The organism is Pseudomonas gebzensis (assembly GCF_034427815.1).
Lineage (GTDB): Bacteria > Pseudomonadota > Gammaproteobacteria > Pseudomonadales > Pseudomonadaceae > Aquipseudomonas.
In genome coordinates this window covers 349042-375008 of sequence record NZ_JAXQNS010000004.1, presented here as the reverse complement: position 1 = coordinate 375008, position 25967 = coordinate 349042, and the positions used below count along the sequence as shown (strand labels likewise).

General features: G+C 64.1%; 21 protein-coding genes and 1 pseudogene. 11 read left to right on the top strand and 11 right to left on the bottom strand.

Features of this window, described 5'->3' with window-relative positions; genetic code table 11:
- Nucleotides 1-56 precede the first annotated feature (56 nt).
- Nucleotides 57-674 carry a c-type cytochrome gene (locus SJI00_RS10680; RefSeq protein WP_322461684.1) on the bottom strand — a complete coding sequence of 206 codons (618 nt, stop codon included), beginning with the start codon at nucleotides 672-674 and terminating at the stop codon, nucleotides 57-59.
- Between the two features lie 55 nt (nucleotides 675-729).
- Nucleotides 730-1004, bottom strand: a pseudogene (locus SJI00_RS10675) (c-type cytochrome).
- 206 nt (nucleotides 1005-1210) lie between these two features.
- Here SJI00_RS10675 and yihA point away from each other — a divergent pair.
- Entirely contained in the window at nucleotides 1211-1843 is a 633-nt protein-coding gene (yihA, locus tag SJI00_RS10670) for a ribosome biogenesis GTP-binding protein YihA/YsxC (protein ID WP_322461683.1), read from the top strand.
- A gap of 401 nt (nucleotides 1844-2244) precedes the next feature.
- Here the strand turns inward: yihA and polA are convergent, their stop codons facing one another.
- Nucleotides 2245-5010: a DNA polymerase I gene (polA, locus tag SJI00_RS10665; RefSeq protein ID WP_322461682.1), complete on the bottom strand. Its 2766-nt coding sequence runs from the start codon at nucleotides 5008-5010 to the stop codon at nucleotides 2245-2247.
- Nucleotides 5011-5085: 75 nt separating this feature from the next.
- On the opposite strand from polA, the gene SJI00_RS10660 reads away from it, so the two are divergent.
- Entirely contained in the window at nucleotides 5086-5373 is a 288-nt protein-coding gene (locus SJI00_RS10660) for a DUF2782 domain-containing protein (protein ID WP_322461681.1), read from the top strand.
- Nucleotides 5374-5442: 69 nt separating this feature from the next.
- Entirely contained in the window at nucleotides 5443-6393 is a 951-nt protein-coding gene (locus SJI00_RS10655; RefSeq protein WP_322461680.1) for a homoserine kinase, read from the top strand.
- A 59-nt stretch (nucleotides 6394-6452) separates the two neighbouring features.
- Here SJI00_RS10655 and SJI00_RS10650 read toward each other — a convergent pair whose 3' ends face one another.
- Nucleotides 6453-7388 carry a zinc ABC transporter substrate-binding protein gene (locus SJI00_RS10650; protein ID WP_322461679.1) on the bottom strand — a complete coding sequence of 312 codons (936 nt, stop codon included), beginning with the start codon at nucleotides 7386-7388 and terminating at the stop codon, nucleotides 6453-6455.
- 65 nt (nucleotides 7389-7453) lie between these two features.
- Here SJI00_RS10650 and zur point away from each other — a divergent pair, with 65 nt between their 5' ends.
- The 4 genes from zur (at nucleotide 7454) to SJI00_RS10630 (ending at nucleotide 10320) form a co-directional block, all read left to right on the top strand.
- Nucleotides 7454-7939 carry a zinc uptake transcriptional repressor Zur gene (gene zur, locus SJI00_RS10645; RefSeq protein WP_322461678.1) on the top strand — a complete coding sequence of 162 codons (486 nt, stop codon included), beginning with the start codon at nucleotides 7454-7456 and terminating at the stop codon, nucleotides 7937-7939.
- On the top strand, nucleotides 7936-8709 hold the full coding sequence (gene znuC / locus SJI00_RS10640; protein WP_322461677.1) for a zinc ABC transporter ATP-binding protein ZnuC: 774 nt from the start codon (nucleotides 7936-7938) through the stop codon (nucleotides 8707-8709). The genes zur and znuC overlap by 4 nt, the downstream gene beginning before the upstream one ends.
- On the top strand, nucleotides 8702-9484 hold the full coding sequence (gene znuB, locus SJI00_RS10635) for a zinc ABC transporter permease subunit ZnuB (RefSeq protein WP_322461676.1): 783 nt from the start codon (nucleotides 8702-8704) through the stop codon (nucleotides 9482-9484). The genes znuC and znuB overlap by 8 nt, the downstream gene beginning before the upstream one ends.
- 128 nt (nucleotides 9485-9612) lie before the next feature.
- Complete coding sequence (locus SJI00_RS10630) at nucleotides 9613-10320, top strand: PA5502 family lipoprotein (protein WP_322461675.1); 708 nt, start codon at nucleotides 9613-9615, stop codon at nucleotides 10318-10320.
- Nucleotides 10321-10429: 109 nt separating this feature from the next.
- On the opposite strand, the gene katE is transcribed toward SJI00_RS10630, so the two are convergent.
- Nucleotides 10430-12574, bottom strand: coding sequence for a catalase HPII (gene katE / locus SJI00_RS10625; RefSeq protein WP_322461674.1), 2145 nt, complete (start codon nucleotides 12572-12574; stop codon nucleotides 10430-10432).
- Nucleotides 12575-12797: 223 nt separating this feature from the next.
- On the opposite strand from katE, the gene SJI00_RS10620 reads away from it, so the two are divergent.
- The 3 genes from SJI00_RS10620 (at nucleotide 12798) to SJI00_RS10610 (ending at nucleotide 15392) form a co-directional block, all read left to right on the top strand.
- Complete coding sequence (locus SJI00_RS10620; RefSeq protein ID WP_322461673.1) at nucleotides 12798-13805, top strand: methionine ABC transporter ATP-binding protein; 1008 nt, start codon at nucleotides 12798-12800, stop codon at nucleotides 13803-13805.
- Entirely contained in the window at nucleotides 13805-14476 is a 672-nt protein-coding gene (locus SJI00_RS10615; RefSeq protein ID WP_322461672.1) for a methionine ABC transporter permease, read from the top strand. Before SJI00_RS10620 ends, SJI00_RS10615 begins: the two co-directional genes overlap by 1 nt.
- Nucleotides 14477-14621: 145 nt before the next feature.
- A complete protein-coding gene (locus SJI00_RS10610) occupies nucleotides 14622-15392 on the top strand; it encodes a MetQ/NlpA family ABC transporter substrate-binding protein (RefSeq protein WP_322461671.1) in 771 nt (256 codons plus the stop codon).
- Nucleotides 15393-15454: 62 nt separating this feature from the next.
- On the opposite strand, the gene SJI00_RS10605 is transcribed toward SJI00_RS10610, so the two are convergent.
- Nucleotides 15455-17641, bottom strand: a complete 2187-nt coding sequence (locus SJI00_RS10605) for a M48 family metalloprotease (RefSeq protein WP_322461670.1) — start codon at nucleotides 17639-17641, stop codon at nucleotides 15455-15457.
- Nucleotides 17642-17744: 103 nt separating this feature from the next.
- Nucleotides 17745-18377: an SCO family protein gene (locus SJI00_RS10600; protein WP_322461669.1), complete on the bottom strand. Its 633-nt coding sequence runs from the start codon at nucleotides 18375-18377 to the stop codon at nucleotides 17745-17747.
- Between the two features lie 453 nt (nucleotides 18378-18830).
- Here SJI00_RS10600 and SJI00_RS10595 point away from each other — a divergent pair, with 453 nt between their 5' ends.
- Complete coding sequence (locus SJI00_RS10595; protein WP_322461668.1) at nucleotides 18831-19472, top strand: hypothetical protein; 642 nt, start codon at nucleotides 18831-18833, stop codon at nucleotides 19470-19472.
- 337 nt (nucleotides 19473-19809) lie between these two features.
- Here SJI00_RS10595 and SJI00_RS10590 read toward each other — a convergent pair whose 3' ends face one another.
- The 4 genes from SJI00_RS10590 to SJI00_RS10575 all read right to left on the bottom strand — a co-directional run bounded on the left by SJI00_RS10590 (nucleotide 19810) and on the right by SJI00_RS10575 (nucleotide 25844).
- Nucleotides 19810-21345: a SulP family inorganic anion transporter gene (locus SJI00_RS10590; RefSeq protein WP_322461667.1), complete on the bottom strand. Its 1536-nt coding sequence runs from the start codon at nucleotides 21343-21345 to the stop codon at nucleotides 19810-19812.
- Nucleotides 21346-21535: 190 nt separating this feature from the next.
- Complete coding sequence (locus tag SJI00_RS10585; protein WP_322461666.1) at nucleotides 21536-22255, bottom strand: carbonic anhydrase; 720 nt, start codon at nucleotides 22253-22255, stop codon at nucleotides 21536-21538.
- A 290-nt stretch (nucleotides 22256-22545) separates the two neighbouring features.
- On the bottom strand, nucleotides 22546-23604 hold the full coding sequence (locus SJI00_RS10580) for a PA0069 family radical SAM protein (protein ID WP_322461665.1): 1059 nt from the start codon (nucleotides 23602-23604) through the stop codon (nucleotides 22546-22548).
- A 212-nt stretch (nucleotides 23605-23816) separates the two neighbouring features.
- Nucleotides 23817-25844 carry a M3 family metallopeptidase gene (locus SJI00_RS10575; protein ID WP_322461664.1) on the bottom strand — a complete coding sequence of 676 codons (2028 nt, stop codon included), beginning with the start codon at nucleotides 25842-25844 and terminating at the stop codon, nucleotides 23817-23819.
- Between the last annotated feature and the right edge of the window lie 123 nt (nucleotides 25845-25967).

Below are 25967 nucleotides of genomic sequence, written 5' to 3'. Positions count from 1 at the left end.
ATTCCCCCGTTCCTGCGGTGACCTGCCGATGCTCGCTGCCGCGCATTAACCGAACGTTAATGCAGACCCTGGATGTAGCTCGAAACGGCTTCGATGTCTTTGTTGCTGAGCTTGGCGGCAATCGTGCGCATGGTCATGGCGTCGCCGTCGTTGGTGCGGTTGCCTTCGCGGAAGTCGGTGAGCTGCTTGCCCACGTATTGTGCGTGCTGGCCGCTCAGGTGGGGGAAGCCTGCCAGCTCAAGGCCCGCACCATTGGGCGAGTGGCAGCCGGTACAGGCGGGCATGCCTTTGTCCAGATCACCGCCATTGAACAGCGCGCGGCCTCGCTCGACGAGCGTGGGGTCGGCCGCGCCGACCGAGCCTTTCTGGCTGGCGAAATAGGCGGCAATGTCGGCCAGGTCCTGGTCGTTCAAGCCTTCCAGCATGCCCGTCATTTCCAGCACGGTGCGCTTGCCGGTCTTGATGTCGTGCAACTGCTTTTCCAGGTAGCGCTCGCCCTGACCGGCCAACTTGGGGAAGGTGGGCGCCAGGCTGTTTCCATCGGGGTTGTGGCAGGCACCGCAGACGGCCGTCTTGGCCTGGCCTGCGGCAGCATCGCCCTTGATCGGTTGTGCAGCACTGGCCACACCGGCGACGCCCAAGGTCAACAGCAGACTCACGAATAGTTTGTTCATCAGCTAATCCAACACGGCTAAGAGTGAAATGTTATGTATCGGGACTGCCGATCGTTCAGAGGATGACCAACCGGTAGTCCTCGGTACTGCAGTCCGTGCACAATCCACGCGGCGGCATAGCCTTGAAACCCTGGGTGACCTGCGCCACCAGTACCTGCATACCCTGCGCCAGTCGGGAATCCCAGGCAGCCTGGTCACCTGTTTTCGGTGCCTGTGGCAGTGCCCGGCGTGACACACCGCACACATGCGGTTGTACAACGCCTCGGGACCCTGTGTAGCCTGAGCGCCTGAACACGGTATGCGCAGACTGGCGACCCGTCGCCATTTCATCGTGCGCGATAAGCTTTCAGGGTTGGGGACCGGCTGCGTTCTAATGCGCCAGCTGTTGTTCGGCTCCCCGTGCACATCGTCCTACGCTGGGATAATGCGCACACAAAAACTGGGGCATTATATACTTCCGCCATCCAAACGGAAACGACACCGCTTGCCGCAGGGGCCGCATGCCTGGCCTCGGCAACACCCACATCGGATATCCCATGCAAGTCAAGAACCCCATCCTCGGCCTCTGCCAGAAAGCCACCTTCGCCCTTAGCGCCGCCAAGGTCGATCAATGTCCCGAAGACCGGGGTTACGAGGTGGCCTTCGCTGGCCGTTCCAACGCCGGCAAATCCAGCGCCCTCAACACCCTGACCCACGCCAGCCTGGCGCGCACCTCGAAAACGCCGGGCCGCACGCAATTGCTCAACTTCTTCAGCCTGGATGAGGAACGGCGCCTGGTCGACCTGCCGGGCTATGGCTACGCAAAAGTGCCGATTCCGCTGAAGCAGCACTGGCAGCGCCACCTCGAAGCGTACCTGGGCGGGCGCGAATGCCTGCGTGGCGTGATTCTGATGATGGACGTGCGCCATCCCATGACTGACTTCGACAAGATGATGCTCGACTGGGCGCGCGCCAGCGGCATGTCCATGCACATCCTGCTGACCAAAGCCGACAAGCTCACCTTCGGAGCGGCCAAGAACACCCTGCTCAAGGTGCAGGCGGAGATTCGCAAGGGCTGGGGCGAAGGCGTCACCATCCAGCTGTTCTCCGCGCCCAAGCGCCAGGGGCTGGAAGAAGCGTACGGCGTACTCGCCGGGTGGATGGCGCTGGAAGACAAAGCGGTCGAATGACCGGCCCGCAACGCTGACGCATCAGGCCCGCTACCGCGGGCCTTGACGGCGCAAGCCATTCGCTAGAAACGCCGACCTTCAAGGGCTTCGCGCCGGCTCACAGCGCATCTGTCGCCAAATCGCAGGCAAAAAAAACCCCGGACTTCGTATGGGGAGGGGGAAGTTCGGGGTCCAAGTCCGGACCGCTAGGGGCGGGATCCAGATATCTGCCAACACTTAACACAACATAGGAGCATGAACGGCTTCACCAGCCATTCAGTACCTCTGAGTCCGGGTTCACCCTTTTAGTTCCTGAGCCCAGGCAACAATTCATCAGTTTCATGCCGTGCGCAAAAAGGCCATCAAAGCGCTAGCACCGAGCCCACGGCAGGTTGCCGCAGGCCCGACCCCTGGGTCACGGCCTAGTGCGCCTCATCCCAGTTCGCGCCGATCCCCACTTCGACCAGCAGCGGCACATCCAGCTGCGCCGCCGCGCTCATGTGTAGGCGAATCTGCTCGGCCACCTGCTCGACCAGATCCTCGCGGACTTCCAGCACCAGTTCATCGTGCACCTGCAGGATGACCCGCGCATCGAGCTGGCTTTCCGTCAGCCAGGCATCCACGGTCACCATCGCGCGCTTGATGATGTCTGCCGCCGTGCCCTGCATCGGGGCGTTGATCGCGGTGCGTTCGGCACCGCGGCGCAACGCCGGGTTCTTCGCATTGATGTCCGGCAGGTACAGCCGGCGGCCGAAGATCGTCTCGACGAAGCCCTGCTCGGCCGCTTGGGTGCGGGTGCGCTCCATGTAGGCCAGCACACCGGGGTAGCGGGCGAAGTAGCGGTCGATGTAATCCTGCGACTGCTTGCGGTCGACACCGATCTGCCGCGCCAGGCCAAACGCACTCATGCCGTAGATCAGGCCGAAGTTGATCGCCTTGGCGCTGCGCCGCTGGTCGTTGCTGACCGCCTCCAGCTCCACACCGAAGACCTCGGCCGCGGTGGCACGGTGCACGTCCAGGTCATTGCGGAAAGCATGCAGCAGGCCTTCGTCCTGGGCCAGGTGGGCCATGATGCGCAGCTCGATCTGCGAGTAGTCGGCGGCCACCAGTTTATAGCCGGGGCTGGCGATGAACGCCTGGCGGATACGGCGGCCTTCGGCGGTGCGGATCGGGATGTTCTGCAGGTTCGGATCGCTCGACGACAGCCGCCCTGTGGCGGTCACCGCCTGGTGATAGGAGGTGTGAATGCGCTGGGTGCGCGGGTTGACCTGCAGCGGCAACTTATCGGTATAGGTGCCTTTGAGCTTGCTCAGCGTGCGGTACTGCATCAGCACTTTGGGCAGCGGGTATTGCATCTGCGCCAACTCATCCAGGACGGCCTCGGCCGTCGAGGCCTGCCCCTTGGAGGTTTTGCTCAGGACTGGCATGCCCAGCTTGTCGTAGAGAATCATGCCCAGTTGCTTGGGCGAACCGAGGTTGAATTCTTCACCGGCCAAGGCCCAGGCCTCTTTCTCCAGATCGGCCAGCTTGTTCCCCAGCTCAAGGCTTTGCACCCCCAGCAAGTCGCAGTCGATCAGCGCGCCCTGGCGCTCGATCTTGGCCAGCACCGGCACCAGCGGCATTTCGATGTCCATCAGCACCGGCTGCACGCTGGGCGTTTGCGCCAGCAGCGCTTGCAGCGCATGGTGCAGGCGCAAGGTGATGTCGGCGTCTTCGGCGGCGTAGGGGCCGGCCTTCTCCAACGGGATCTGGTTGAACGTGAGCTGCTTGGCGCCTTTGCCGGCGATGTCCTCGAAGGTGACCGTGGTGTGCTCCAGGTAACGCTGGGCCAGGCTGTCCATGTCGTGGCGGGTGGCGGTGGAATTCAACACGTAGGATTCGAGCAGCGTGTCATACGCCACACCGCGCATGTCGATGCCATTGGCCGGATCACCGCCGATGGCGCAGTTGGCCAGGATATTGATGTCGTACTTGCCGTTCTGCGCCACCTTGCCCTTGGCAGGGTTTTCCAGCAGCGGTTTGAGCGCCAGCAGCACGGTGTCGCGGTCGAGCTGCGCCGGGGCGCCTTCGTAGTCGTGCATCAGCGGCACGTAGGCGGCTTCATGCGGTTCGATGGCGAAGGACAGACCGACCAATTGCGCCTGTTGCGCATCGAGGCCGGTGGTTTCGGTGTCGAAGGCGAACAGCGCAGCCTTGTTCAGGCGCGCCAGCCAGTGGTCGAAGCGGGCCTGATCGAGAATGACCTCGTACCGGGCTTCGACCTTTTCCACCGGCGCCTTGGCCGGAGCCACCGTGTCGCCGACCTTGACCGCCTCGCGCTGCACATCGGCAATCCAGCTCTTGAACTCCATTTCGGTATAGAGCGCGATCAGGCTTTCGCGGTCTGGCTCGGCGCAGACCAGCGCCTCTACCTCGATGTCCAGCGGCACGTCGATCTTGATGGTGGCCAGCTCGTACGACATGAACGCCGCCTCGCGGTGCTCCTCCAGCTTGCTGGCCAGGGTCTTGGCGCCGCGAATCGACAGGCCGGCGACCTTGTCGAGGTTGGCGTAGACATCGCTCAGGCCGCCGCCGATGCCGGTCAGCAGGCCCACGGCGGTCTTTTCGCCCACGCCCGGCACGCCGGGAATGTTGTCGACCTTGTCGCCCATCAGCGCCAGGAAGTCGATGATGTGCTCTGGGCCGACGCCGAATTTTTCATGCACGCCAGCGATGTCGAGCACGCTGCCGGTCATGGTGTTGACCAGGGTGATGTGGCCGTCGACCAGCTGCGCCATGTCCTTGTCGCCGGTGGAGATGATCACCGGACGGTTCTGCGCCGCGCTGCTGCGGGCCAGGGTACCGATCACATCGTCGGCCTCGACGCCTTCGATGCACAGCAGCGGGTAGCCCATGGCACGCACGCTGGCGTGCAACGGCTCGACCTGCACGCGCAGGTCATCGGGCATGCTCGGGCGGTTGGCCTTGTACTCGGCGAACAGCGCGTCGCGGAACGTGCCGCCCTTGGCGTCGAAAACCACCGCAAAGAGGCTGTCGGGGTACTGACGGCGCAGGCTCTTGAGCATGTTCAGCACACCCTTGACCGCACCGGTGGGCATCCCCTTGCTGGTGGTCAGTGGTGGCAGCGCATGGAACGCGCGGTACAGATAAGAGGAACCGTCCACCAGGACGAGGGGCGCTAGGCTCATGAGGGCAATCAACCTTTTCGGCGGGTCCGGCGCTAGAATAGCCAGAATCATTGACGATAAAGGGACAAGGTTATCATGCGGACATTCAATCGCCTGTTACTGCTCGGCCTCCTGGCAACCACGCCGATCGTCACCCTGGCGGCGGACGACGCCCCTTCGGCCGATCCCGAAGTGACCATTCGCACGGAAGGCGAGCGCACCATTCAGGAATACCGGCAGAACGGCTTCCTGTATGCGATCAAAGTCACGCCCAAACACGGCAAACCTTATTTCCTGGTACGCGCAGACGGCTCCGACGGCAACTTCATTCGCTCCGACCAGCCGGACATGCTGATTCCCTCTTGGAAAATCTTCGAGTGGTAATCTGAGCCGTACCGTTCACATCAACCGGCGCTGCCAGTCAGGCAGCGCCCGCATGGGCAGTTTTTCATCATGTCAGTTTTCACCCCCGTGACCCGGCCTGAGCTGGAAACCTTTCTGGCGCCTTATCGACTGGGCCGTCTGCTGGATTTCCAAGGCATCGCCGCCGGTACCGAGAACAGCAATTTCTTCGTGAGCCTGGAGCAGGGTGAGTTCGTGCTGACGCTGATCGAGCGCGGCCCCAGCGAAGACATGCCGTTCTTCATCGAGTTGCTCGATGTGCTGCACGAGGCCGACATGCCCGTGCCATTCGCCCTGCGCGACACGGACGGCAATGCCCTGCGCGAGCTGTGCGGCAAGCCGGCGCTGCTACAGCCGCGGCTCAACGGCAAGCACATCCACACCCCGAACAACCAGCACTGCGCCCAGGTCGGCGAGCTGCTGGCGCACATCCACCTGGCCACGCGCGAGCGCATCATCGTGCGGCGCACCGACCGTGGGCTGGACTGGATGCTGGCGTCTGGCGTGGAACTGTCCGCGGGCCTGGACAGCGCGCAACAGCAACTGCTCAATGCCGCCCTCGAGGAGATCAAGGCCCATCAGCCGAAGATCATGGCCTTGCCGCAGGCCAACCTGCATGCCGACCTGTTCCGTGACAACGTGATGTTCGAAGGCACCCACCTGACCGGTGTGATCGACTTCTACAACGCCTGCTCCGGGCCGATGCTGTACGACATCGCCATCACCTTGAACGACTGGTGCAGCAGCGCCGATGGCGCCCTCGACCTGCCCCGGGCCCGCGCACTGCTCGGTGCCTACGCAGCGCTGCGGCCGTTCAGCGCAGGCGAAGCCGAACTATGGCCGGTGATGTTGCGTGTGGCCTGCGTGCGTTTCTGGTTGTCTCGCCTGATCGCCGCCAAGTCCTTTGCCGGCATGGATGTGATGATTCACGACCCACGCGAGTTCGAGGTGCGCCTGGCGCAGCGTCAGCAAGTCACGTTGACGCTGCCCTTCGCTTTGTGAGGCGTCGGCCGGGCGCGCGCGTCGCCCGGCTGGTCGCGCCTGGACCTGGCGGGTCGCGCTCAGAGTTGTTCGAGGCAGCCCGCCAGGTCGTTGCCCAGTTTTTCCAGCAGACGCTCATAGCCCTTGCCGTCCACCGGGTCGGTGCCGCCCAGCGCATCCAGCTCGGCCAGGCGCACCGGCAGCCCGGCAGTCAGGGTTTCGGCCAGGCGCGGACGCATCGGCGGCTCGCTGAACACGCACGTCTTGCCGACCGTTTGCAGACGCTCGCGCATGGCCGCCACATGCTGGGCGCCGGGCTGCACTTCCGAGGCCACGCTGAACACGCCGGTGTGTTTCAGGCCATAGGCCGCCTCGAAATAGTCGAACGCTTCGTGGAAGACGAAGAAGGGTTTGTCGGCAACGCCCGCCACGCGGGTCTTGATGCGCCCATCCAAAGCGTCGAGGCGCTCGAGGAAGGCCAGCGTGTTGGCATGGTAGCGCGCAACGTTGGCCGGGTCCGCATGGCCCAGGTCAGAAGCCATCTTTCTCGCGATCACGCGGGCGTTGGCCGTGGACAGCCACAGGTGCGCGTCCAGGCTGCCGGGGCGGTGGTCGTGATCATGCTCGTCGGCGCTGGAAGTTTCTTGGGCTTGATGACCGTCGTGATCATCGTGGCCCTGGCTGTCTTCACCGAAATGACGCAGGTGCATGTTCTTGAGCGTCATCACTGCCACCGTCGGCTTGCTGCGCGAGCCGATCACCCGCGGCAGGAAGTTTTCCAGGTCCGGGCCGATCCAGTAGAACAGGTCGGCATCGGCGACCCGGCGCACGTCGGACGGGCGAAGCGCGTAGTGATGCGGCGAAGCGCCGGGTGGCAGCAGTACATCGGGGCTGCCAACGCCGTCCTGAATCGCCGCAGCGATCTGCTGCAAAGGCTTGATGCTGGTCAGCACGCGCACCTCGGCCTGGGCCGAGAAAGTAATGAAAGCGACAAAAAAAGCCAGGAATCGGGCCATGGTGAATACTCGACTGAACAGAAGAGGTAACATAATAACGTCTCCATCCAGAACCGTCGCTGCCCATGTCCATCACACCGCTGGCCCATCGCCCCCACGATCACTCCCGCTGCGTGCACAGTGCGCTGAGCGAAGCCGATGTCCTCTGCGCCCGCCAGGGTCTGCGCCTGACCGCCCTGCGTCGGCGCGTGCTGGAGCTGGTGTGGCAGAGCCACAAGCCGCTGGGTGCCTACGACATCCTCGCCGTGCTGAGCGAACAGGACGGCCGCCGCGCGGCGCCGCCCACGGTCTACCGCGCCCTGGATTTTCTGTTGGACAACGGCCTGGTCCACCGCATCGCCTCGCTCAATGCCTTCATCGGCTGCACCCATCCGGAGCACGCCCACCAAGGCCAGTTCCTGATCTGCCGGGTGTGCCATGTGGCCCTGGAGCTGGAGCAGGCGAGCATCAGCGAGGCCATCGTCGGCAGCGCAGCCGAGGTGGGCTTTACCGTCGAAACCCAGACCGTGGAAGTGGTCGGCCTGTGTGGCCACTGCCGGAGTGCGGCATGAGCGATGCCCTGATCCGCCTGGAACAGGTCGGCGTCAGCTTTGCCGGTGAAACGGTGCTCGAGCACATCGACCTGGCCGTCGCGCCCGGGCAGATCGTTACATTGATCGGCCCCAATGGCGCGGGTAAGACCACCCTGGTCCGCGCCGTGCTGGGCCTGCTCAAGCCGCACCGTGGCACGGTCTGGCGCAAGCCACGCCTGCGCATCGGCTACATGCCGCAGAAAATCCAGGTCGACCCTACCTTGCCGCTGTCGGTGCTGCGCTTTCTGCGTCTGGTACCAGGCGTGGACCGCGCCACGGCGCTGTCGGCATTGCAGGAAGTCGGCGCCGAACACGTCATCGACAGCCCGGTTCAGACCGTCTCGGGTGGGGAAATGCAGCGCGTGCTGCTGGCCCGGGCCTTGCTGCGCAAGCCGCAACTGCTGGTGCTGGATGAGCCGGTACAGGGCGTGGACGTGGTTGGCCAGTCCGAGCTCTACCGCCTGATCACGCGCCTGCGTGACCGCTATGGCTGCGGTGTGTTGATGGTCTCCCACGACCTGCACCTGGTGATGAGCGCCACCGACCAGGTGGTGTGCCTGAACCGCCACGTGTGCTGCTCGGGCCACCCGGAGCAGGTCAGCGGCGATCCAGCCTTCGTCGAGCTGTTCGGCCAAACGGCGTCGAACCTGGCGATCTACCACCACCATCACGACCACAGCCATGACCTGCATGGCGCGGTCGTCACCCCCGCCCCCCATGTCCACGGAGCACACTGCAAGCATGGCTGATTTTCTTCTGTATGCCCTGCTTGCAGGCCTGGCCCTGGCGGTGGTGGCCGGGCCGCTCGGATCGTTCGTGGTGTGGCGGCGCATGGCCTATTTCGGCGACACGTTGTCGCATGCAGCCTTGCTCGGGGTGGCGCTGGGCTTTGCCCTGGATGTCAGCCCGACCCTGGCGGTGACCATCGGCTGCCTGCTGCTGGCGATCCTGCTGGTGACCCTGCAACAGCGCCAGCCACTGGCCTCCGACACCCTGCTGGGCATTCTGGCACCGAGCACCTTGTCGCTCGGCCTGGTGGTGCTGAGCTTCATGCACGATGTGCGCATCGACCTGATGGGCTACCTGTTCGGCGACCTGCTGGCCATCAGCCCCACCGACCTGGGTTGGATTCTGGGTGGCAGCGCGCTGGTGCTGGTGCTGCTTGCGGTGCTCTGGCGCCCGCTGCTGGCGGTCACCGTGCACGAAGAGCTGGCCACGGTCGAAGGCTTGCCCGTGGCCGGGTTGCGCCTGGCACTGATGCTGCTGATTGCCGTGGTGATTGCCGTGGCGATGAAGATCGTCGGGGTACTGCTGATCACCTCCTTGCTGATCATCCCGGCAGCGGCGGCGCAGCGTCACGCCCGTTCTCCCGAGCAGATGGCAGTGGCCGCCAGCCTCCTGGGGATCACGGCAGTGTGCGCGGGCCTGGCGATGTCGTGGTTCAAGGACACGCCCGCCGGGCCATCGATCGTGGTCTGCGCGGCGGTGCTATTCTTGCTGAGCCTGGCCCTGCCAAAACGCTGAAGCGCCAGGGTGTGAACCAGCACACCCTGCAACCTTTTCCCCGGTAAAGGGTCTGTAAGACCTGTTTTCGAGCGTGCGCACCTGGGTGTAGACTTGCTCGCTTTTTGCGCAATTAGAGAGTCGCAGGAATGAAGCCGTTCGCCACCCGTTATCTACTCCTTGCTGCCTTTTCGCTGTTGCTGGGCGCCTGTACCAGCAAGCCGGTCGAAGCACCGCCCGTGGCCGCCCAGCCCGACGCCTGGGAGCAGCTGCAGCGAACCATCGCCAGCCATGAGCTGGCCACCGCAGAAGACCAGCTCAGCGCGCTGCAAACCGGCTCGCCGGATGACGCACGCCTGGAGCACTACCAGCGCCAGCTCGCCGAGGCCTACCTGCAACGCAGCCAGATCGTGTTGCAAAAAGGCGACGTCAATGCCGCCGCCACCGCACTGGCGCGGGCCCGCGCGCTGATGCCGCAGGCCCCGGCCGTGATCGGCGGCGACTCCGTGGCCCAGGCGCGCAAGGCCGAACTCGCCCGCGCAGAAGCCGCCCTGCAGGCCGCCGAAGCCAAGCCCAAGGCGCGGGTCATCGACCCCACTGCGCCGAGCACGGTAATTGCCCTGCACACCACCGACATCGCCGCCATGCGGCGCCAGCTCGATGACATCGCCACCGACGCGATCAATTACAACTGCGAGGTGGTGTTCCAGGTGCCGCGCAAGCAAGACGCGCCGTGGCTCAAAACCCTCTTGAAAAAGCGCGTGCACAGCATCGACCCTGACTTCAACCTCACGCAGCGCCACGAAATCCAGCGCATGCTCAGCGCACAGGCCGTGCTGATTCCAGCCAAGCCCTGAAACCCCACCCAAACAAAACGGGGCAAACCGCAATCGGTTTGCCCCGTTTTGTTTGGGTGGCCTGGGCTGCGACAGGCCCGATAGAGACCGGGCCTGTCGCAGCGCAAGGTCAGGCCGGAATCGCTTCGGCTGCCGCCTCGCGGTCCCACACGCGGTGCTCCTTGAGCACGGCCACGAAGGCATCGACTGCCTTCTGATCGTCGCCCAGCAACAGGCCTTTGTCTTCCTGCAGGCCCAACGTGCTCAGCAATGCCTTGCCCTCAGCCGCCAGGCCCATCGGCTTGAGGTGCTTGTACGCCTCGAGCAGGTAGTGTTTGGCCAGGCCGCTTTTGCCCAGTGCGTCCAGGGCCGCCTTGCCGGCCGGCACCCACAGACCATCGATCATCACCGACGGCATGCCTTCCATCGACGCATCGACCTTCAATTCCTTGCCGTCGGCGGTTTTCACCGGGGCGCTGGATGGGCCGAGCAGCAGCACGCGGGCGCTCTGCGCTTCAAACGCCTTGGTCAGACGATCGACACTGGCGCCATCCACCCCGTCAGCGACCAGCAGGGCGATCTTGCGGCCCTTGATGCCCACGGTGCCTGGCAGGTTCATCTGGCTCAGGGCAGGCGAGGTCTTGGTGCTCGATTCCTTGACCTCGACGGTGCCTTTTTTCGGCGCCGGCAGGCCCAGGTTGGCAGCCACTGCCGCAGCCAGGTCCAGGTCGATGTTGGCGAGGATCTCATTCACCTGGCGCGCACGGATGTGCTCGCGCTCGACCTTGCCCAACTCGAAGCTGTACGCCTTGACGATGTGCTGCTGCTCGTTCGGGCTCATGCTCTTGTAGAACAGGCGCGCCTGGGAGAAGTGATCGGAGAACGACTCGCTGCGTTCACGCACCTTGTGCGCATCGACGCGCTCGTAATACGTCTCGAAACCACCGTCTTTAGGGCCCGGCGCAGTTTCTTTCGGCCAGCCACCGTCAATGGAGTTCGGCTCGTAAGAAGCCTGGCCCTTGTGGATGGTCTGACGGTGAATGGCATCGCGCTGGTTGTTGTGGTTCGGCGCTACCGGACGGTTGATCGGAATCTCGTGGAAGTTCGGTCCACCGAGACGGCTGAGCTGGGTGTCGGTGTACGAGAACAGTCGGCCCTGCAGCAGCGGGTCATTGGTGAAGTCGATGCCCGGCACGATATGACCTGGGCAGAACGCGACCTGCTCGACTTCGGCGAAGAAGTTGTCAGGGTTGCGGTTGAGCACCATCTTGCCCAGCGGGGTGACCGGCACCAGTTCTTCGGGGATGAGCTTGGTCGGGTCGAGCAGGTCGAAGTCGAAATTGTGCTCGTCTTCTTCTGCAACGATCTGCACGCCCAGTTCCCACTCGGGGTAGTCACCGGTTTCGATCGCTTCGCGCAGGTCGCGGCGGTGGTAGTCGGTGTCCTTGCCCGCCAGCTTCTGCGCCTCGTCCCACAGCACGGAGTTCACACCGTTGCTCGGCTTCCAGTGGAACTTGACGAAGCTCGCCTTACCCTCGGTATTGATCAGACGGAAGGTGTGCACGCCAAAGCCTTCCATCATGCGCAGGCTGCGCGGAATGGCCCGGTCCGACATGGCCCAGACCACCATGTGCGCAGACTCTGGCACCAGCGAAACGAAATCCCAGAACGTGTCGTGCGCCGAGCCGCCGGTAGGCATCTCGTTGTGCGGCTCAGGCTTCACCGCGTGAACGAAGTCGGGGAACTTGATCGCATCCTGGATGAAGAACACCGGCATGTTGTTGCCGACCAGGTCGAAATTGCCTTCGTCGGTATAGAACTTCACGGCAAAACCGCGCACATCGCGCACGGTATCGCCCGAGCCGCGTGGGCCCTGCACCGTGGAGAAACGTGTGAACACCGGGGTGATCTTCTCCGGGTCGCAGAGGAAGCCGGCCTTGGTCAGCGCGCTGTGGTCGCCATAGCTCTGGAAGTAGCCATGGGCGCCGGTGCCGCGGGCGTGGACGATACGCTCCGGGATGCGCTCGTGGTCGAAATGGGTGATCTTCTCGCGCATGATGAAATCTTCAAGCAGCGAGGGGCCGCGCGCGCCGGCCTTGAGGGTGTTCTGGTTGTCGGAAATCTTCACGCCCTGGTTGGTGCGCAGCGCCTGGCCGGTGGCATCGCTGCGAACATCGCCCAGGCTCTGCAGCTTGGCGTTGGTGTTGGCCTTGTCGGGTGTATCGACCCCGGCAACCTCACTGTGCTTGGGATCCGGCGTCTTCTTGGTCGGCATCTCGGGTGCTCCTCATCATTATCAGGCTGCCCATTCGGGCTCGTTCAAGTAGTGACTTGGCAAATTCCCCGTACGTTCCATCGGGTTTACCAACCGTCGTGTTATGCCTTCCGGTTCGCGTCGCTGTGAAATAAAAGCTAAGAACCGAGCAGGGAAAAGGCTAAAATGCGCGGTTTCGGCTCACCGCCGCCTCACCTTCCATGCGCCCCACAAGGTTCGCTACGTGATCGAGTTCCAGCAGGTACACAAGACCTACCGCGTTGCCGGTAGGGACATCCCCGCCCTTCATCCCACCAGCCTGAGCATCCAGAACGGCCAGGTCTTTGGCCTGATCGGCCATTCCGGCGCCGGCAAGAGCACCTTGCTGCGCCTGATCAACCGGCTGGAAAACCCCAGCGGTGGCACGATCATCGTCGACGGCGAAGACATCACCGCCCTCAACGCCAACCGCCTGCGCCAGTTCCGCCAGCAGGTCGGCATGATCTTCCAGCACTTCAACCTGCTGGCTTCCAAGACGGTGGCCGACAACGTCGCCTTGCCGCTGATCCTGGCCGGCGAACTGCCGCGCAGCGCCATCGACCAGCGCGTCACCGAGCTGCTGGCGCGGGTCGGGCTGTCCGAGCACGCGAAAAAATACCCCGCGCAGTTGTCGGGCGGGCAGAAGCAACGCGTGGGCATCGCCCGGGCGCTGTCGACCAGCCCGAAGATCCTGCTGTGCGACGAAGCCACCAGCGCCCTGGACCCACAGACCACCGCTTCGGTGCTGCAACTGCTGGCCGAGATCAACCGTGAGCTGAAGCTGACCATCGTGCTGATCACCCATGAAATGGATGTGATCCGCCGGGTCTGCGACCGCGTGGCGGTGATGGATGCCGGGCAGATCGTCGAGCAGGGCAGTGTTGCCGAGGTGTTCCTGCACCCCCAGCACCCGACCACCAAGCGCTTCGTGCAGGAAGACGAGCAGGTCGATGAACACGAGCAGCGCGACGATTTTGCCCACGTGCCAGGGCGCATCGTGCGCCTGACTTTCCAGGGCGAGGCCACCTACGCACCGCTGCTGGGCACCGTGGCCCGCGAGACCGGCGTGGACTACAGCATCCTGGCCGGGCGCATCGACCGCATCAAGGATGTGCCCTACGGGCAGCTCACCCTGGCCGTGACCGGCGGTGACATGGAAGCGGCCTTTGCCTGCTTCGCTGCAGCGGATGTGCATATGGAGGTACTGCGTTGATGGACGCTCTGAATTTCTTCGCCAACGTCGACTGGGCCGAAATCTGGCTCGCTACGGTCGATACCATGATCATGCTGTTCGGCTCGCTGTTCTTCACCGTGCTGCTGGGCCTGCCGCTGGGCGTGCTGTTGTTCCTGTGCGGGCCGCGGCAGATGTTCGAGCAGAAGGGCGTGTATGCGCTGCTGTCGCTGGTGGTCAACGTGCTACGTTCGCTGCCGTTCATCATCCTGCTGATCGTGATGATCCCGATCACCGTGCTGATCACTGGCACCTCCCTGGGCGTGGCCGGTGCCATTCCACCGCTGGTGGTCGGCGCCACGCCGTTCTTTGCCCGCCTCGTGGAAACCGCGCTGCGTGAAGTGGACCGCGGCATCATCGAAGCCACCCAGTCGATGGGCGCCACCACCCGGCAGATCATCACCAACGCGCTGCTGCCCGAAGCCCGCCCAGGTATTTTTGCGGCGATCACCGTCACCGCCATCACCCTGGTGTCGTACACCGCTATGGCGGGTGTGGTGGGCGCAGGCGGTTTGGGTGACCTGGCCATCCGCTTCGGCTACCAGCGCTTCCAGACCGATGTGATGGTCGTGACCGTGGTCCTGTTGTTGATCCTGGTCCAAGTGCTGCAAAGCGTGGGCGACAAACTGGTTGTGCATTTTTCCCGCAAGTAACCGACACGGGGCTGGCCTGACCAGCCCGTGTCGGCACTGAATGTGTATGCGCCAAGGCGTGTTTGAATGTGGTATCCCGCGCGCCGACCGTTGTCGCGCCGCGCTGAAAATCGGCGGCCGTTGTGGCCTCCCTGAGGAGTGATTGATGAAGAAACTGCTTGCTCTGGCCGCCGCTGTCGCGGCGTTCTCGGTCCATGCCGACACCCTGACCGTCGCCGCCAGCCCGGTGCCGCACGCCGAGATCCTCAACGTGGTCAAGCCGCTGTTGGCCAAACAAGGCGTGGAGCTGAAGGTCAAGGAATTCACGGACTACATCCAGCCCAACGTACAAGTGGCGGAAAAACGCCTGGACGCCAACTTCTTCCAGCACCAGCCGTACCTGGACGAGTTCAACAAGGCCAGGGGCACCGATCTGGTCAGCGTCACCGGCGTGCACCTGGAGCCTTTGGGCGCCTACGCCGACAAGCTGAAGAAGCTCGACGAGCTGCCCACCGGCGCCACCGTGGTGATTCCCAACGACGCCACCAACGGCGGTCGCGCCTTGCTGCTGCTGGCCAATGCCGGGCTGATTACCCTCAAGGACAACGGCAATATCCTGTCGACCGTCAAAGACATCACCGGCAACCCGAAGAACCTCAAGTTCCGCGAACTGGAAGCCGCGACCATTCCGCGCGTGCTGACCCAGGTCGACCTGGCGCTGATCAACACCAACTATGCCCTGGAAGCCAAGCTCGACCCTGAAAAGGACGCCCTGGCCATCGAAGGCAAGGACTCGCCCTACGTGAACATCCTCGTTGCCCGTCCGGACAACAAGGACTCGGCCGACATGCAGAAGCTGGTTCAGGCCTTGCATTCGCCCGAGGTCAAGCAGTTCATCGTCGAGAAGTACAAAGGCGCGGTGATTCCGGCCTTCTGATCGGCTGCATCGCGCGCAGACAAGTGGGCGGTTCAGCCGCCCACGCACTGAACTGCCGGTTCCTACCGCATCTGATCAGCGCCAGCGGGCGCCGTCTCGACACTCGTCGCATGCGCTTGCAGTTCGGTCAGCGCTTGATGGGCATGGGCGCCCTCCATGTACTTGCCCACCAGCTCGGACAACGCCTGTGGCTTGAGGGCCTTGCCGTCGATGCTCCAGCGGGTCAGCTGCAGCACGATCATTCGCTTCTTGGGATCGAACTTGGCGTCTGGCTGCCAGAAGCTGGGCGTGTGGAACAACGGCAGCGGAGCGTCTTCATCGAGCACGAACTGTATGGCAGCGCCGGCGCCGACCATCAGGCGGTAGCCAGCGATGTGGTGCAGTGGCACCGGCTCTGGCGTGTTGTGAAAGCGCACGGTCTGGCCTTCGAAGATCAGTGCTGGCGTGGCCGCCCGCTGGATCAGGCGCCAGCCCAGGGCGGCAAAAATCAGGCCCAATGTCCCGGCACTGGCCGCCAGGATAGTGAAGAACGTGATCACTGCCGGATTCGGGTGCTGGGTGAAGGGTGCCAGCCACAGGCACAACCCGCCCACCACGAACAACAGCGAAAAGGCCATCACCAGACGGCCGCGCAGCGTTGCCCCTTCGTGAAGTACACAGCGTTCTTGCACCGCCTCGACGCGCGCTTGCAGGTCTTGGCGCAGCGCCTCGCGGGTGTCGACCAAGCGCTTGCCCAGTTCCTCGCTCAGTTGTCGCGCCAATGCCGCCGCGCCAGGCAACGCCTGTTCGAGACAGGCCATGGCCTCGGCCGGTAGCACGCGACGTAGCCCGCGCCCGCTGTGCACGGTATCCAGTCCTGCCCCCAGAGCCTGGATGCGCTGGATGGTGGGCGGATGGGTGTCGCTTGGGTGTGGCAACTTGTCGTCCAGCTCTGCGTCCGGTAACTGCGGCGGGTGGGCTGCCAGGTGCAGCACGAGCGCTTGCAACACATCTTCGGGCCAGGCCTCAGGCTGCTGGCACCATTCATCCAACAGCGCCTCGACGGCTGGAGCCACCGCCGTGGTGCGCACCAGTGAGTCGACCACCGCTTGAGCGCCTTGCAGACGCGCCGCCGTGGCGTCGGCGAGCAGCTCACGGTTACGGCTCCAGTGGCTGACCGCATGGTCGAAGCCTTGCATGAAGTGCGCTGCCAGACCATACGCCGGCATGGTCAGCAAACCTTGTAGAAAGCCACCGTCCATTCGTTCGCTGAGTACGCCCAAGCTGCGCCAGGCGCCATCGTAGATCGGCATGAAACGGATGCTGTACTCGGTGTCCTGGCCAGAAAAATGCGCCAGCTCATGCCCGATCACTGCATCGGTCTCGTGCAGGTCGAGCAGGGCCAGCAGCGGCAAAGGTACGTACAAGGTGCGGCCCTGCAGACGCTGCCCGAGCGGTGCGAGCTCGACCTCGCTGGAGGTGACATAGAAGCCGTCCAGGTAGCCCACCACGATATGGTCCGGCACCAGCGCCTCCAGCCGGCCGGCCAAGGTCCGCACACGCGCCCACAATGCGGGGGCCTGCGTTTCTGTCAGCTCAACACCAAAGATGGCGTGCGGCTCGCTGGCAAACAGATGCGTCATGGCCTTGAGCTGGCTGGGCAGACGGTACAGGGGCCACAGCATGACCACGATGATGATGCCCACCAGCCCCTGCAGCTTGGCCACCCCGGACGAGCCTTGATCCAGGGTGAACAACCACAGCGCTTCATAGGCGATTTCCAACACGACCGTGATGGTCAGCAACAGCACCAATGACAGCAGGACCGTCGGCAAGATCTGCCGACCCACATAGAACAGGCTGACCAGACGATCCCGGGACCGCAGCGCCACCTTGCCCGCCCAGTGCAGGGCCAACAGTGACACCGCGCCCAGCACCAGCAGCAGCGCGGCGAAGCCCTGCGAAACCCCCGGTAACCAGCCACCGATCCGTGCCACCGCGACCTCGCGATCGACCTGATGCAGCCTGCGCTGGGCCAAGGCCTCGGCCAGGGCGGGTGAATAGTCCTTGTCACCGATCTGTACACGTTCGCGGGGGTTTTCCACCTGCAACTGCTGCATGTTCAGCACGAAGCCATGCAGTTCGTTCTGCACCTGCAAGCTGATGGTACGGGTATCGTCTGCGCGCTGCCCTTGCCACAGCGCCATGAGCAGCAGCAGAAACGGCAACAGCACCAAGCGCCAGCCAAGTATGCGTTGCTCACGCGTCATGGGGGCGTCTCCCAACAACGGTAAGACCGTGACTGCCTGCTATTTGCATCTCTTGCTCCATGCTTAACAAAGATGATTGCCCGAGCGATCCGGGCAACGCTGTTCAGTCGCGCCTGACCAATGCGGGCAGTCGCGCGACCAGCTTCTGACTGTTGAACGGCGCCCGGATGAAGCCCCGCTGCCGCCCATCCGGCCCGACCACCGCCAGGTTACCGCTGTGGTCCACGGTGTAACCGGGTTTGCTGGTGTCTGCGGGAATGAACGGGATGCTCAGGGCATTGGCCAGGGTTTGCGTATCGGCAATCGACCCACGCAAGCCGACGAAGTTCTTGTCGAAGTAGCCCAGGTACTGCTTGAGCTGATTGGCCGTGTCGCGGTCCGGATCGACGCTGACCAGCACCACTTGCAGGCGCTCCAGCGCCTCCTTGGGCAACTCGCGCTTCACCTGGCGCAGTTGCGCGAGGGTGGTCGGGCAGATGTCCGGGCAGTAGGTGTAGCCGAAGAACAGCAACGACCATTTGCCCTTGAGCTGGTCCAGGACCACCGGTTCACCGTCCTGGTTGGTCATGCTCACCGCCGGCACCGTACGGCTTTGCGGCAGCAGAATGATGCCCGCATCGATCAGCTCGGCGGGGTTGAGCTCGGCCTTGCCGTCGAGCACCTCGTGGGCGGTCAGGCCGACGATCAGCGCCACCAGGGCGACGAGCACGGCAGCGGTTTTCTGGGTTCGGGTCATGGGGTGGGCTACCGAAGAGAGAGGCGACGCGCGACACGGTACCCCAGCGTTTGCCACCCGGCCAGCCCGGCCCCGGGTAGACGCGCCCTCGATTCGCGCCTCTGCGCTGCTCCATAAGGGAGGCAACGTCCCACCCGAGGGCCAGAATGGCCGAACACGCTGGCGGGTCGGCGCCACATCGCTGCACCTGGCCGTGGCTAGCACATACCCTGTTTCAAAACGACGCGCAGGCTCGAAACATATGCTGGGCAAGGCTGCTACGCCGGCGCTTGCCGATTGTGAACAATTTCGCGCAAAGGCCCGAACTGCGGGGGCTATGTCACAATAGTGACCAAGCCATATGCCCCAGCACCTGAACGGTGCATCGCGTTATGACCAATCGGTCTTAGGTATCTGGCATACCGAGCTACCTTACTGTCTTCCGTTTGTCCTGCCCCTACCACTGGAGTCGTCATGAACATTGCCGCTTTACGCGAGCAGATCAGCCAAGCCCACCAACACGAGCGCCAGACCGGCCAGCTCGAGCAACGCCTGGAACAGCAACTGCCTCACCTGCACCCGCTCATTCAGCTGCCCGAGCAGGACGCCCGTGGCACCCTGGCGCGTTTCGTCAGCGCCTACATCGACCAAGTGCCAGAGCTGCTCGAGGCGGCCCATGCGGTAGCACGCCAGGCGGGGATCGAAGCGCAGATCAAACCCGTGCTGCAGATCGCTGAAGCCTATTTCCTGCTGCCGCCCAGTGAACTGCAAGGCCATGTGGGGCTGGACTGCCTGCTCGACGAAGCCTACCTGGCGCATCGCCTGGTCGAAGAAGTCAACGACCTGTACATCCGCCACTTCAGCCAGCCGCTGATTCCGCTGGACACCACCGTGGCCAACCTCATCGCCCATCAGTTGATCGGCGAGGCGTTCGCCAACCAGCTCGATGAGGTCGTGCACCATTCGGTCGACGAAATGCTCGACGATCAGAGTTTTGCCGCCGAGTCGGTCGAGCAGTACCGCGATACCCTGTGCAGCCCCGAGACCGGTGAGGCGTGGAAGCGCTGGCCGTGCTTGTCGCGCCAGTGGGGGGTAGCGCTCGGCCAGTCGGCCTGAAGCGTGCTTCATGCCCTGCCAGCCCTGGCACGCATGAACACAGCGCCGGGGCTGGCCACGCAACCTGTGGCAACACGCTCACCCTCGAACGCCCTGCAAGCGGGCCACCTCGACCCCGTGCAGGCGGGTTCACCCTCAGCGCTGCAGGCGCGGGCGACCGGCGCTGCGCTTGGCCTGCGCAGGCCGGCGGCGCCACTCCAACAACGGCTTCATCGCGTCCATGGCAGCAACAGGCGACGGGTTCAGACCCCGCGGCCAGTCACGTCGCCGCCGTTGCTGCGTTGAAGTCGGCCACCGGCTCGTCTTGCGCAGGTCGCCTGACCCACGCTCACCGTCCTCACGCCCCAGCCCCCGCCGAACTGCGCATCTGCCCCTCGATGCGGCGCTTGAGTCGTCGCTGTTCGATGCATAACCGTGAGCCGTGCGCCGCATTGCTGCGCCCCCAGTCTTCCAGCAGCTCCAGGCACGCATGGTCGATGTAGCTGACGTTGCTCAACGGCACATGCAGCGTCGTACCCGCAGGCACCGTCTCCAGCACCTGGGTCAGCGCCGGCACCTTGAGGAAGGTGGCCGCACCGGTCAGGCGCAGTTCCATGTGGCCGCTCCGGTCCATTTGCACCAGGCTGATCTTCAGCCGCGCCGCCTTCAGTGCCAGGGTGACCAGGGTCATGGCGAAGCCCAGCAATACGCCGGTCAGCAGGTCGGTGAAGATGATCGCAAGCGCGGTCACCGCATAGGTCAGCATCGGCATGCGGCCGTACTGGCCCAAGCTGCGCAGTGCCTTGAAGTCCACCAGCTTGATACCGGTGTAGACCAGCACCCCGGCCAGGCTGGCGATGGGGATCTGTTGCAGCACGCTGCTCAGCACCACCACGAAGGCCAGCAGCCACACGCCATGCAGAATCGCCGAAGCCCGCGTCTGCGCCCCCGCCTGGACGTTGGCCGAGCTGCGCACGATCACGCCGGTCATCGGCAGGGCGCCGAGGATGCCGCAGAGCATGTTGCCGATGCCCTGAGCCGACAGCTCGCGGTCGAAATCCGAACGCTGCCCGCTGTGCATGCGGTCTACGGCAGCGGCAGACAGCAAGGTCTCGGCACTGGCGATGAAGGCCAGCGCGAACGCGGCCACCAGCAGGGACGGGTCGGCCAGTTTGAGCAGGTCATCGAAGCGCAGCCAATCGATCGCTTCGGACAGGTCCGCCGGCACCACCACACGGTTGACCGGCAGCGCCAGCCACAGGCTGATGCCGGTCATCGCCGCCACACCCAACAAGGCGCCCGGTACGAAGCGCAAGCGCTGCGGCCGCCAGCGCTCCCAGCCCCACATCAGGGCGATGGTGCCCAGGCCCAGCAGCCCGGCTTGCCAGCCGGCATCGGGGCTTTCGAGCGGCAGCGCCGCCATGACCGTAGCGGGAAAGCCCATCAGGTTTTCCAGCCCCGAGGGCTGCGGCGAGGCATCGAACATCACATGCACCTGCGACAGCACAATCAGCACGCCGATACCGGCCAGCATGCCGTACACCACCGCCGGGGCCGTGACGCGGAACCAGCAGCCCAGACGAAAACGTCCGGCCAGCAGTTGCAGCACGCCGGCCAGCAGCAGGATCGGCCCGAGCATCGCCATGCCGTGCTGGCGCACCAGCTCGAAGACCAGCACCGCCAAGCCTGCGGCAGGGCCGCTGACCTGCAACGGCGAGCCGGCGAGAAAGCCCACCACCAACCCACCGATGATGCCGGTGATCAGGCCCTTGGCCGGCGGCATGCCCGAGGCAATGGCAATGCCCATGCACAACGGCAAGGCCACCAGAAAGACCACGACCGAAGCCAGTAACTCACGCGGCAGCGCCGCTTTCATCTGTGTGACGTTCACCATGACGCTCCTTTCTCAATGTCTCGGCCATTCCGCTGGCCGATAGCACGCAAATCCCTGAATGGCGCGCAGGCGCTAGCCGCCAGGGGAAAGTCCGGCAGCACAGACAGGGCATTTCAGGGGAAGGCTAATGACCGCGCCGCACCCGGTGGGTGCAGGCGGCTATCCAGGCATTTGCAGGTGACAGGGTCGCTTAGTAGCGGCCTCTCGGCGTTGCGCAGGGAATCGAGTCGCCTTCGGTCAGCGGCAGGAAGCAGTCGCCGGCAGCGTCGTAAGCCTCGATCTGGCTGGTCTCGATGTCGTAGATCCAGCCATGGATGTGCAGCTGGCCGGCGGCCAGACGCGACGCCACCGATGGATGCGTGCGCAGGTGATGCAGCTGGGCGATGACGTTTTCGCGGGTCAGCAGTTGCATGCTTTCGTGCTCGGTGCCGCAGGAGCAGTTGTCTTCGACCACGGTGCGCGCCACTTCGGCGTGGCGCAGCCAGGCAGAGACCGTCGGCATCTTGGCCAGCGACTGCGGGTTGAGCACCGCCCGCATGGCGCCGCAATCGGAATGGCCGCAAATGATGATGTGGTGCACGCCCAGGGCCATGACCGCGTACTCGATGGCGCTGGAAACACCGCCGTTCATCTGCCCGTACGGCGGCACGACGTTACCGACGTTACGGGTCACGAACAGGTCGCCCGGCGAGCTCTGGGTGATCAACTCAGGGACGATGCGCGAGTCGGCACAGGTGATGAACATCGCCCGTGGCTTCTGCGCGGTGGCCAGTTTCTTGAACAGCGCTTGCTGCTCGGGGAAGACTTCGGTGTGAAACCGCAGAAAGCCATCGACGATGTGCTTCATCGCGCTCTCAGCGCTCTCTGCGGGTGCAGCCGGTACGGCCTTGGTAGGGTCCTTGACGGGCATGATTCATCCTCTTGGCGGTAGTGGCTACGGTCCATGTTACCGATGAAAGATCAGGGCTATGCGGGGATTTAGATGACACGCACAGGTAATTAATCACAGCCGGTGTGGAGTGATTTCCTACGCTATAGAGGAAAACTTAACTGAAGCTTAATTACGAGTGGCCTAGAACGGGCGTTCTAGAGCGCTTTGGCGGGAATTGGATAATAGCAAAAAAACATCAGATGCCTAGGGACATTAGTAGAATTATTGGTTATGAATAGTGTGCCTGTGGGAACCACTTCTTTATTCCTTTAAAACAACCTCATTTGCTCCCCCGGCGGTGCAAACGCCGTGCAGTCGAGCGCCAGCGCATCACGCCCGGCAAACCCCAACTGCCGCGAGGCCTTGCGAAAGCGTTGCTCCAGCAACTCGGCAAAGACTCCTTCGCCACGCATCTGTGATCCAAAGCGGCTGTCATACAGCTCGCCCCCCCGGCTCTGGCGGATCAGGCTGAGGACATGGCTGGCGCGCTGCGGGTAATGGTCCTGCAACCACTGCTCGAACAACGGCGCCACCTCCAACGGCAGGCGCAGCATCATGTAGGCCGCACTCTGCGCGCCAGCATCCCGGGCAGCCTCCAGCAGATGCTCCAGTTCGCTGTCGTTGATCATCGGAATCATCGGTGAGCAGAGCACCCCCACCGGCACGCCCGCCTCGCGCAACACGCGAATCGCTCGAAGCCTTGCCGTCGGCGCGGCGGCGCGGGGTTCCAGCACGCGCTTGAGGCCATCGTCCAGCGTGGTGAGGCTGATCATCACCCGTACCAGGCGTAGGCGGGCCAGCTCGGTCAGCAGGTCGAGGTCGCGCAGCACCAGCGAGCCCTTGGTGACGATGGTCACCGGGTGGCGAAAGCGCAGGAGCACGTCCAGCAGACGGCGGCTGAGCTGGTGCTCGCGCTCGATGGGCTGATAGGGATCGGTATTGGCGCCCAGGTTGATGGGTGCGCACACGTAGCCCGGTTTGCTCAGTTGCTGTTCGAGCACCTCGGCAGCGTTGGTCTTGGCGATCAGCTTGGTCTCGAAGTCGAGCCCCGGGGAAAGGTCCCAATAAGCGTGGCTGGGGCGGGCATAGCAGTAGATACAGCCGTGCTCGCAACCGCGGTAAGGGTTGATGGAGCGGTCGAACGGCAAGTCGGGGGAGGTGTTGCGGGCAATGATGGTCTTGGCCCGTTCGATGCGCACTTCGGTGCCCTGGGTCACCGGCACTTCCTGGTGCCAGCCGTCGTCCAGCGCCACGGACTGGCTGGGAGCGAAGCGGTTATGCGGATTGTGGGCCGTACCACGGCCCTTCTGGGGTGCTGGGGGGATCATGGCGACCTCTAAGCTGTATGTGCATACAGTATCGCCTCTTGTTCGATCCCTCCAGCACCTCTGATCAGCGGCACCCTCTTTGTGTGTCGCGCTGTGTGGGGACTGCAGACCGTCCAGGGTCGAGCGCCGCGCCTTCAGGGCCGGCCAGCCGAGCAGGCGCACTGCCTCAGGCCGGTGATGGCGCTGTGCGATCGAACCTGCTCGGGTCGCTGCTAGCCCTGACCGAGCGGCGCCAGCCCGTGCCAGCTCAGAAAGGCATCGGCGCTCGGCTCACGCCCGAGGAATGCGCGTAGCCCCTCATGCAGCGGCTGGGCAGCGCCGGGTTCGAGCAGCGCGATGTGCAGCGCCTTGCCCGTCGCACGGTCGAGCAGCCCCTTGGCCTGGAAACGCGAGAACAGGTCGAAGGCATGGACGTCCGACCAGACATAGGCGTAGTAGCCCGCGTCGTAGTAACCCAGCAGATGATCGAAGCTGTGCGCGGGGTGCTCGTACGCCTCCAGCGGCCAGTAGCCACAGCGACTGCGCGCGGCCTCCAGGCGTGCGCGCAGGCTTCTGCCGTCATGCGGGGAGGTGTGCAGGTCGAGGTCGAACAGGGCCAGAGACAGGTCTTCGGCGGCCTTGTCGAGTTCAGCCAGGCGCAGACTTTCCAGCAACCCGGCCACCTGCGCATGCTGCAACCGGGTGCCGTGCAGGTAATGGGCCGACAGGCCTGCCAGGTAAGGGGCATCCCATACCCAGCGCTCGAGCAGCTTGCTGAACACCTCCACGCCGTCGGCGCCCAGGGTCGTGATGTTCGAGTTGACGTGGTTGGTGGTGCGCACCAGCAGGTGATGCAGCGCGTGGCCGAACTCATGGAACAGCTTGCGCATGGCCAGATGATCGAGCAATGGCTCGATGCCTTCAGGGGGTTGCGCAATATCGCTGAACACCAGCGCCACGGCGGGATGGAACAGCCCTTCGGCATCGACCCGGCGGTTGTGTGCGTAACGGGTTTCCACCAGGTCCGGCTGTTTGCCGGGGTATTGCACAAGGTCCAGGTACAGGTAGCCGACATGGGCATGGTCGAGCCATACCTCGAATGCCTGCACGCCCTCCTGCCAGACCGGGAGCGGCGCCGCAGGGCGCAGCAGTTCAAGGCCGAACAAGCGCCTTGCCAGCGTCAGCAAGGCATCGATCACATTGCTCAGCGGGAAGTGTTCCCGGAAGACCTCCATGCCCAGCAGATTGGCCGCATGGCGCGCCTGCGCCTGAACGTAGCACCGGTCCCAGGGCTGCAGAGGCTCCAAGCCCGACGCCGCAGCGTGACGTTCCACGGTTGCCCGGTGCGCGATCATCAGCGGCTGCATGCGCTCGGCCAGCGCGTGCAGAAAGCCCAGCACTTCATCCAGCGAACCTGCGCTCTTGGCCTTCAGGCTCAAGGACGGATGATCGGCAAAGCCCAGCAGCCGCGCGCGCTGGTCGCGGGCGTCGGCCAGCGCCAGTAGCAGCTCGCCGTTGTCCAACTGCCCGGCACTGCCCACACCGCGTTGATGATGACGGCGATAGACCGTTTCGCGCAGGCCACGGTGGGCCGCCTGGTCGAGGATGGTCTGAGTGGCCGTGTGGTCGGTGCCGATCAGCCAGCCTGGGGCTTGTGCCTGCCGGGCCTGTGCGGCCAGCTCATCGATCACCCGCGGCGGCAAGCCCACGAGCAGCGAAGGGTCGGTGACCGGTGTGGGGTCCAGTTGCAGGTTGTCGGCGAATTGCCCGGCCAAGGCGAACAGCCGCGTTTGCAGACTGGCCAGGGTGAGCTTGGCCGAGGCATCGAGGCCGGCGCCGTGCAGCATGAAGGCGTCGCGGTACCAGCGCAGCGTGGCCCGCTCGTGGGCGTCCAGGCTCTGCCCGTGGGGGCTGTCTGCCAGTTGTTGGTACAACGCCTGCAACTGCGTATCGGCGAGTTTTTCATCGAAGCGGCCGAGCAGCTGCCCGTAGCTCTGGTGAACCAGCGTGAACCATTCTTCACCGCGACAGACCAGTGGAGACAACGCGATAAGCACGCCCATCAGTTGCGCGTCGAGGCCATCGACGGCCAGCACCAGGTCATCCCAGGTGGGCAGATGGCGTTGGCTCTGGATGAGCCGGGCGATGCCGTCACGGTGGGCCGTGAGTACGTGCTCGAAGGCCTCACGAGCGTTTTCCAGTGTGACCTGCGGGTAGTCGACCGGAACCGCACTGGGGTGCAGAAGGGGGTTAGGGTGCATGAAACGCTCCATTGCGCTGTTGGATAAGCGCCGGAGCATGCGGGGAGGGCTGGCGGCGGATGCGTTGACTATCTGCCGCCCAGGCCTGAGCGCCGTCGTGCCGCCCGCAAGGGCGGCACAGGG